At 44.7% G+C, this 9,240-nt stretch carries 6 protein-coding genes and 1 pseudogene; all 7 read left to right on the forward strand.

The window, feature by feature from the left end:
* Window positions 1-41: 41 nt before the first annotated feature.
* Window positions 42-2,156, forward strand: a pseudogene (locus DXA74_RS15045) (efflux RND transporter permease subunit); the annotation flags it as partial.
* A complete protein-coding gene (locus DXA74_RS15050) occupies window positions 2,156-3,520 on the forward strand; it encodes an efflux transporter outer membrane subunit (RefSeq protein ID WP_118528950.1) in 1,365 nt (454 codons plus the stop codon). The pseudogene DXA74_RS15045 and the gene DXA74_RS15050, both read left to right, overlap by 1 nt.
* Window positions 3,521-4,014: 494 nt before the next feature.
* Window positions 4,015-6,042 (forward strand): hypothetical protein, encoded by a 2,028-nt coding sequence (locus DXA74_RS15055; RefSeq protein WP_147401147.1) that lies wholly within the window; start codon window positions 4,015-4,017, stop codon window positions 6,040-6,042.
* 1 nt (window position 6,043) lies between these two features.
* Entirely contained in the window at window positions 6,044-6,619 is a 576-nt protein-coding gene (locus tag DXA74_RS15060; protein WP_118528944.1) for an RNA polymerase sigma factor, read from the forward strand.
* Between the two features lie 7 nt (window positions 6,620-6,626).
* Entirely contained in the window at window positions 6,627-7,694 is a 1,068-nt protein-coding gene (locus DXA74_RS15065) for a RyR domain-containing protein (RefSeq protein ID WP_118528952.1), read from the forward strand.
* 62 nt (window positions 7,695-7,756) lie between these two features.
* Entirely contained in the window at window positions 7,757-8,635 is an 879-nt protein-coding gene (locus DXA74_RS15070; protein ID WP_118528946.1) for a M48 family metallopeptidase, read from the forward strand.
* A gap of 172 nt (window positions 8,636-8,807) precedes the next feature.
* Window positions 8,808-9,236 (forward strand): zinc ribbon domain-containing protein, encoded by a 429-nt coding sequence (locus DXA74_RS15075; protein ID WP_118528948.1) that lies wholly within the window; start codon window positions 8,808-8,810, stop codon window positions 9,234-9,236.
* Window positions 9,237-9,240 lie beyond the last annotated feature (4 nt).

The raw sequence follows: 9,240 nt of genomic DNA on the forward strand, positions 1-9,240 counted from the left end.
TTATGCTTTTTTTGTCATGACACAGTTTATATGACAGTCTCCTCATCGAGGCCATTATCCTGGTGGTGCTCGTGGTATACATCTTCTTGCAGAATCCACGGTCTACGCTGATTCCAACTATCAGTATCTTCGTGTCGCTGATCGGAACGTTTGCCGTGCTCTATATTGCCGGCTTCAGTATCAATCTGTTGACTTTGTTCGCATTAGTGTTGGCTATCGGAACGATTGTGGATGATGCCATCATTGTGGTGGAGGCGGTACAGACGAGGTTTGACGAAGGATACCGTTCTCCTTATAAGGCGACCATTGATGCCATGAGCGGCATTACCTCGGCCATCGTCAGTTCTACATTGGTGTTTATGGCCGTATTCGTGCCCGTGTCCTTTATGGGCGGAACCTCTGGAGTGTTCTACACTCAGTTCGGTATTACTATGGCCGTGGCAGTCGGTATCTCGGCAATCAACGCCCTGACACTTTCTCCGGCCTTGTGTGCCCTGATTCTGAGGCCTAACGAGATTCTGGTGGATGGCAAGAAGCCGGAATTTTCAACCCGCTTCCGTATGGCTTTTGACAGTGCCTTCAAGCGAATCGTCAATAAATACAAGTCCGGAGTAAAGATTTTTGTAAAGCATAAATGGCTGGCTTGGGCCTCGCTCGGTTTGGCGGCTTTTGCCCTTTTCTATTTGATGAATACTTCCAAAACGAGTCTGGTACCGTCAGAAGATATCGGTTCTATATTTATCAGTCTGGATGCTCCAGCAGGTAGTACGCTTTCTGAAACAGCGGAAATCATGGGTAAGGTAGAAAAAGAACTTCAGGAAATTCCGCAAATAGAGAACTTTAACAAAGTGGCCGGTTTCGGTATGGGCTCCGGTAGTGGCGCGTCACACGGTATGTTCATTGTCAAACTCAAGCATTGGGACGAGCGCCCAGGCGAAGAAAATAGCGTAGATGCGGTTTCCGAAGAGATTTACCGTCGTACGGCCCATATTAAGAATGCCAGTATTTTCGTGTTTTCCCCGCCAATGATTTCCGGATATGGTACGGGTAATAGCTTCGAGCTCTATTTGCAGGACCGTGGCGGTAAGGGTATTGAAGCTCTGAGTCAGGTAACCAATGATTTTCTGGATGCCCTGAACAAACGTCCGGAGATACAGAGAGCCTTTACTTCGTTCAGTGCCAACTTCCCACAGTACCGTGTGGATGTGGATGAGGCTCAGTGCCAGCGTGCCGGAACAACAACCGAAGAAGTGTTGAATGTGCTTTCAGGCTATTTCGGCAGTATCTATGCTTCGAACTTCAACCGGTTTACAAAACTTTATCGGGTAATTATCCAAGCATCTTCCGATGAGCGAAAGGATATGCAGGCTCTGGATAATATTTATGTCAAGACAAACGGTGGCATGACACCGGTAAGCCAGTTTGTGAAGCTGACCAAGACCTACGGTTCTGAGTCATTGACCCGATTCAATATGTTTACCTCAATCAACGTGCAGGGTATGCCGGCCGAGGGATACAGTTCGGGAGATGTGATCAATGCCGTGAACGAGGTGGCCCAACAGACCTTGCCAACCGGATACGGTTATGAATTTTCGGGTATGACCCATGAGGAAGAGCAGATGGCCAATTCTCACGATACGGTGATTATCTACAGCATCTGTATTCTGTTTATTTATCTGATTCTATGTGCTCTATATGAAAGTCTGTTCATTCCGATGGCAGTTATCCTGTCGGTTCCGTTCGGACTTATGGGCAGTTTCTTCTTTGCCCGCATGTGGGGAATAGAAAACAACATCTATCTGCAAACGGGACTGATCATGCTGATCGGTCTGTTGTCGAAGACCGCCATTTTGCTTACGGAATATGCCAGTGAGCGGCGCAAGGCAGGAATGTCCTTGTCGCAGGCAGCCATGAGTGCCGCTTCCGTACGTTTGCGCCCGCTTCTGATGACCGCCTTGACCATGGTCTTCGGATTACTGCCGCTGATGTTTGCTTCGGGAGTCGGAGCTAACGGAAACCGCTCGCTGGGTGTCGGTGCTGTAGGAGGAATGATTATCGGTACTATAGCTCTGCTGTTTGTAACACCTGCTTTCTTCATTGTGTTCCAATACATTGAGGAGCGGGTAATGGGTAAACGAAAACAAGATAGAACATGATGAGAAAAATCATTTATATGCTGATGTGTCCGTTGCTGCTGGGCAGCTGTCACATCTACCGGAACTATGAGCGTCCGGAAGGATTGCCCGTTGACAGTCTTTATCGCGAACCGGTGGCGCAAAACGATACGGTTTCTTTGGGTGATTTGCCGTGGGAGGAGCTGTTTCAGGATGCCAAACTTCAGGAACTGATTACTTATGGACTGGAGCATAACACAGATATGCAGACGGCTCTGCTTCGGGTGGATCAGGCACAGAGCCAGCTCAAGGCGGCCCGCTTGTCTTTCCTTCCGTCGCTTACTCTGTCGCCTCAGGGTGCGGTGAACCGTACAGACGGTGGAGCTACGGTAAAGACCTATGAGTTGCCGTTGCAGGCCAGTTGGGAGGTGGATCTTTTTGGGAATCTGCGTAATGCCAAACAGGCCACCAAGGCTACTCTTCTGGAGCAGGAAGCCTATCGGCAGGCCGTCCGTTCGGAACTGATTTCTACCATAGCCAATGATTATTATACGCTGCTGATGCTGGATGAGCAGATTCAAATCAGCAAGGAAACCTTGGAGGTATGGCAGGAGCAGGTACGTACCATGGAACTTCGTCTGCAAGTGGGAGAGGAGACCGAGAATGCGGTGACTCAGGCCCGAGCCAGTCTTTACGAACTGGAAGCCAGTTACAATGATTTGCTGCGTCAGCAGCGCGAAGCTGAGAATGCCTTATGCACTTTGTTGGGTACGACTTATCGTTCTGTTGAGCGTACCAAACTGGAGATGCAATCCTTTCCGGACAGTCTGCAAACGGGAGTGCCTTTGCGTTTGCTTTCCCATCGTCCCGATGTTGTCCAGGCAGAAATGACCTTGGCCAATGCTTACTATACAACCAATCAGGCCCGTTCGGCTTTTTATCCGAATCTGACGCTTTCGGGCAGTGCCGGATGGACTAACTCGCTGGGTGAGGCAGTCCGGAATCCCGGTGGGTGGATTCTCTCAGCCCTGGCCTCGTTGACACAGCCAATCTTTAATCGTGGAAAACTGATCTCCAATCTGCGTGTCTCGAAAGACGAAGAACAGATCGCTTTGCTGAATTACAAACAGGCCTTGTTACAGGCCGGTCAGGAGGTGAACGATGCACTTTATGCTGTCAGTTCGGCCAAAATCTCTTTGGACAAGCACAGCCGACAATGTGAGGAACTGAACCGAAGCGTGCAGACAGCGGAAATGCTTTACAAGACAAACAATGCCACCTATCTGGAAGTGCTTACCGCGCGCCAGTCCTTGTTGTCCGCCCGCTTGAATGTGGTACAGGATCAGTTTACGTATTGCCAATCGGTGATCAATCTTTATAAAGCCCTGGGTGGGGGCAGTGTCTAATGGCTCAAGCAAGCAAACATACATAAATCTATTAAATCTATTAAATGAACAAATGGCGCCCGTGTGGGATGTGAATCCAGCCGGAACGCCATTTGTTTTTTGTTTACTAGAAGACAGAGTGATTACTGAATGAACCTGAAAAAATTTTTAAAATAATCATGAGTTTTCGTTTTGGAAAATCATTGATATTTGAAATAATATTTATTTTTGCAATAAAATAAATATCTGGTTCATCTGTCGTAAGACTAGTTCATGAATACGGGTATTGTTATTCTTTAAATCATTTGCTTATGGATTCTGTATTAGTGTACGAAATGGATACGTTATCTTTTCTCGGAAAGTCTTTATTAGGGTTTTCCGAAGCGCATGAACATGCTTCAATTTGGAATGATTGGGCCAGTTCTTTCTATATCTTAATTGCTTTTATTGTTTTTTTGAGCATACTCCTTTTGTGTTATCCTATAAAAAAGTGGATTATCGGCCATCTTAAGGTTTTGGCATTAGTGATTTGGGGTATTGGAGTTGGACTTTATCGTGTCGGTTTTGATGACGGAGGTTGTGCAGACAATATGCTGGCACTGTATCTGCGTGCTTCGCTGTCGGCAATGGAAATGTTTGTGTCTCATTCCGATTTGATTGAGGTTCACCAGCATTGGCATCATTCCGGATTATATATGACAATCTTTTCAACGGTGCATTTCTGTGCCGTGTTGATTAGTGCAGTCTTTATTCTGCGGCTTTTCGGATTGAACTTCCTTTCATGGCTTAAGCTCATTTACTGGAATATGACGCTGATTTTCAGGAAGAAAAACAGTCTGGCAGTATTTTGGGGCGTCAACCGAAACGCATTGAATATGGCGAAAAGCTTACATCATATTCCAGGCAAAAAGATTCGGATTCTTTTCGTAAACCTTCCGGATAATGATCATCAGCACGAGGCATCCCGGTTTACTTTCAGTCACTTTTTTCACACTGCGAACGCCGGAATAGACAAGTATGTAGAGGAAATAGAAGAAATGGGAGCTGTTTTGCTGAGTGCCGGAAAGCAGTTCCGATGGTCTGGAATAAATTGTCAGGAACCACACCTACTGTTTCGGGACTTAAAGGTATCTCGTCTCTGTGATACCTTGATTGACAGAACATTGAAGTGCTATGCTAAGGTGGATTTTTATTTTCTTTCCGAGCAGGAGCAAGACAACCTTTCGGCCATTATGGCTCTGAAGCAGATATGCGGACAGAGCGAATCGTCTCTTTATAATCAAAACCAACTATTTTCATGTTATTGCCATGCCCGCAGAAATAACGTGAATTTTGCATTGATAAACAGTGAAGGTCTAAGGCATCAGGTACATTTTATTGATTCTTCTTCTCTGTCCGTGTGGCAGTTGAAAAAGACAGCAGCCTGTCATCCGGTAAATTTTGTCCAGGTGATTCCGGAAACAGGAACGGTAAGTTCTTCTTTTACGGCGATGGTCATCGGGTTTGGAGAAACGGGGCGTGACGCATTCGGATTCTTGTATGAGTTCGGTTCCTTTGTGGCTCAGGTTTCTCCAGGGGATGATGGAATAGATCGGATCATAGCCCAGAAGAAAAAAATATATGTGGTCGATCCGAATCTGAAGACTTTACGGGCAGAATATCTGTCAGATAGGCCAGGACTTCGGAATGATGGTTCAGTAGAGTGGTGGAATACTTTGACCGAGGAGGATTCTTTTTCCGGCCGACTTGAAAAAATCATCAATGAATTGAATTGTGTGGCCATAACGGTGGGAGATGACGAAACCGCTATTTTGTTGGCTGCAAAAATATGCCATGCCGCCATACGCTATCGGACCGTGTCGGAGAAGCTGGCCCTGTTTGTCAGAATACGTCATAAAGAACAGAAGGCAAAGATGATGGCTGTGAAGGATTATTTTGACCGGTATAATCCGGAGGGACATCTGTTTGTTCACTTGTTTGGCTGTAATGAGGAAATCTTTTCATATAACACTTTGCGCCGTGATATACTGGAAACCCGAGCAATGTCTTTCTTTTATCGGTACTCGCAGGAAACCGCAGAACTATGGCTGGAAGGAGAAAAATTGCGTAGCGAGCAGGAACGCCTGTCGAAGTCCAGTCCTTATAAAGAATGGATGAAGAGACGCAAGGAAAAAAACAGTTCGGTGAAAGAACATTACACGGTCTTTTATCAGGAAGAGCAAGACCGCTCGAATGCCTGGCACATCCTGACCAAACGGAAATTGGCCGGATTGGAAGACGGAGACGAGGTTCGAAGAAATGAATGTCTGTCAGATGCACATCTGATCAGAACCATTGGTTACGGAGAGCATCTGCGGTGGAATGCCAAGATGTATCTGATGGGATTTGAGTATGGAGATCAAAAAATGATAGAGAGGAAACAGCATCCTTGTCTGGTGGATTGTGATCAACTGGTAAGAAATAAGCTCCAAAGGGACACCTTACGCTATGATGAAGCTGTAGTGAGATTGAGTATGAGTAAAGAATTTGATAATATGAAATAGTATGACTGATAAGGAAATAATCGAGGGGCTTGTAAACCGGGATAATCGTATTACGGGATATTTTCTGGAAAAATATCGTCCCCTGTTTTTAAATGCGATACAGGTAATTTTTGATTATCCGGTTGATAAAGACGAGTGTATCAATGAACTGTATTTTTATCTGATGAAAGAGGATGCCGCCAAACTGAAGGCTTTTGAATATCGCAGTACTTTGGGCTGCTGGCTGAAAAAAGTGGTGATCCGATTCTTTCGGGATTTGCGAGACACTCGCAGGGTGATAGATGATAATAGCAAGGAGCCTCTTTATGAAAAGAAAGGTAATAATCAGGATGATGAAGTAATTGATACACTTGCCGCCGATGAGGCTAAAGCAGATTTGGAACATCTTTTTGCATTAATGAAAAATGAACGTTATGTGATGGTTATTCGTGCATTGGTCTTGGAAGATCGGGAACCGGAGCAGATCGCTCGTTTTATGGGCATCACTGTTGCAAATTTGTATAATATCAAAAAACGCGCATTAGCTTCATTGGCAAAAGTGGCAATTAATGAAAGGAGAAAATATGAAAACAAATAAAAAATATATGATATCAGAAGAATTATTGGCTGCTTTTGAAGAGGGTAAAACCAATGCAGAGGAAACAGCAATGATACTCAATGCTTTGGCCTCGGACGAAAAATTGCAGGAGGAGTTTATTTTATCTCAGAAACTGGATGCTTTGATGGGAACGGAAGAAGAGGATATAGACATTTTACCTGCGCAGGCACTGGCTGCCGAAAGCGAAGGCAACTTATGTGATTTTCTCTGTGAACTTTATGTGCTTGACCGTAGAGGAATCGCTTGTGATGTGACCACTCTCTCCGAGGACGCCCGGAATAACAGATGGCTGCGAGATAGCGGTACACCGTTACACAGTGTCGGACGTTTGTTGGAACAGAATGATCTGATTGTGTTGCGGCAGTATGGAGCTGAAATTTCTGACCTTAAAAGAGCTATCAAGGCTGAGCATGACGTGATTGTGGTAGTGAACAACAATAAGCTGACGGGAGTTTCGGATGGAGATATTGCTTACCATGCCGTAGTTGTGACGGAAATAACGGATACAGATGTAGTCCTTTATAATCCGGCATCAGAGGAAGAGTTGGAAACTTATGCGGTTGCTCGCTTCGAATCAGCCTGGAAAGATGCCAAATCTTATCTGGCACGAGTAAAAGGCAAGGACTTTGACTATAATCCTCATCCGATTGATCTTGATGATGTTGAATTGAGCTCTGATCTTTTGGATTTGCGCGAAGCGATTGCGGAAAATGCCCATGAGGTATGGGCGGATAAACGTCAAGAGGAAGGATGGACTTACGGACCGGTTCGTGATGACCGGAAAAAACAGAATCCGGACATGGTGCCTTATGCCATGTTGCCTGATTCTGAAAAAGAATATGACCGTCGCATGGCCTTTGATACCATCAAGTTGATGAAGAAACTGGGATATGATATTATCAAACATCGCAGTACACCGCTTCATGCAGAACTGTTGCATAAAATCAATCATGAAGAGGATGCCAGAGTTTGTGAATGCGGTTGTTTTGTTTTTGTAGACCAGATCTACTGTCCTCGCTGTGGTAAGAAATTAGATTGGAAAAAATTCCTGTAACTGTTAGAATTATTGCCTCCGAATGCTCTGTTATTATAGTAGTAACATAAAACAAACAGATTATGATTAACGCAGCAGATTTTATTCATCCGGAGGATGCAGCCGCTTTGGAACAGTTGGAGAATATACCGGGATTTCCGGCTTTGGTAAAAAAAGTACTTTCTTTAGGACTGGAACAGTTGCAGTATGGAATCAATATGGCTTCGGCTATCCGCCTGTCGCCAACCCAGCTTCCTGAGTTATACAACAGGCTCCCTCCCATTTGTGCAAAATTAGGAATTGAGGAACCGGAGTTTTATCTTCAGATGGATCCCCAGCCTAATGCCTGGACTTTTGGCGATACGAAAGTATTCATTACCATCACATCCGGACTGGTTGATATGATGAGTGATGAGGAACTGGATGCCGTGATTGCCCATGAATGTGGACATATCTTATGTCATCATGTTTTGTATCATACTATTGCCCGTTATATTCTCGGCGGTGTGGATTCTTTGGGAATCTTAGGGGCATTTACTATTCCGATTCAGTATGCAATACTTTATTGGCAGCGTAAAAGTGAACTATCCTGTGACCGTGCTGCCAGTATTGTAACTTCACCCGAAACGGTAGCCAGTACGATGGCCCGTTTGTCAGGCGGACCACGGTCTATTACCAGTAAGATCAATCTGGAGGAGTGGGCGCATCAGGCGGATCAGTATGATCAGATCCGTAATGATGGACTATGGAATAAGGCCTTGCAGATTTATGCTGTGTCGGGATTGAATCATCCGTTCAGTGCAGTTCGTGTTCGGGAAATTCTCAATTGGGCTCAAACAGAACAGTACCGGCAGATTAAACAGCATTTTTTGAACTATGTATCTGTTAGACGTTGCCCACATTGCGGTGAACTGGTAGAAGAAGGCTGGGCTTTTTGCAGAAAATGCGGCACTAAATTATAGTTTGTATTCCTCTCGGATAATGATATTTCATTTCCGGGAGGAATATTTTTTATCGATCAGTTCCATAAAAATCCAAGTTTTACTGTTTTTTTTAGAAATACTGTTAGAAAGTCCGTTTTTATCACGTCTTTAAGATAAACAACGAAATTAAAAACAATAAAATATAAGGATTATGGGACTTTTTAAGACAAGCAAGCGGTTGAATGCAGAACCGTCAACGATTCCGCAAATCAGTAAAGCCATTGAGGCTAAATTCCAGGAAGAAGGATACGAAGTCACCAGTCAGGAATTAATACAGGGAGGCAGAGAGATTTCCATTACCAAGGGTGGTTTGTTTAAAGCGATTGTAGGACTGAAAACAGCCTTGAAAATCAAACTGACACCCGTCCGGAACCAGATTGATTTTAATGCAGGCATTGGTATCTGGGGCATGCAGATAATTCCTGCTGCAGTAGGACTGTTTGTGACCTGGCCAGTGCTTCTTACCCAGATATGGGGATTGGTGCAACAGAGCAAGCTGGATGATCAGGCACTCGAGATTGCCGAGCATGAAATCAGTAAGCATGGAGAGTGTAAACTAAACTGTGTCAAGCTACAATAAAAGT

Origin of the sequence: Bacteroides sp. OF04-15BH, from assembly GCF_003477995.1 — a bacterium.
In the GTDB taxonomy this organism is placed as follows: Bacteria; Bacteroidota; Bacteroidia; order Bacteroidales; family Bacteroidaceae; genus Paraprevotella.

Coding starts and splice junctions, on each gene's coding strand:
- DXA74_RS15050 (WP_118528950.1), top strand. CDS start 2,156: ATGAGAAAAATCATTTATATGCTGATGTGTCCGTTGCTGCTGGGCAGC.
- DXA74_RS15060 (WP_118528944.1), top strand. CDS start 6,044: ATGACTGATAAGGAAATAATCGAGGGGCTTGTAAACCGGGATAATCGT.
- DXA74_RS15065 (WP_118528952.1), top strand. CDS start 6,627: ATGATATCAGAAGAATTATTGGCTGCTTTTGAAGAGGGTAAAACCAAT.
- DXA74_RS15070 (WP_118528946.1), top strand. CDS start 7,757: ATGATTAACGCAGCAGATTTTATTCATCCGGAGGATGCAGCCGCTTTG.
- DXA74_RS15075 (WP_118528948.1), top strand. CDS start 8,808: ATGGGACTTTTTAAGACAAGCAAGCGGTTGAATGCAGAACCGTCAACG.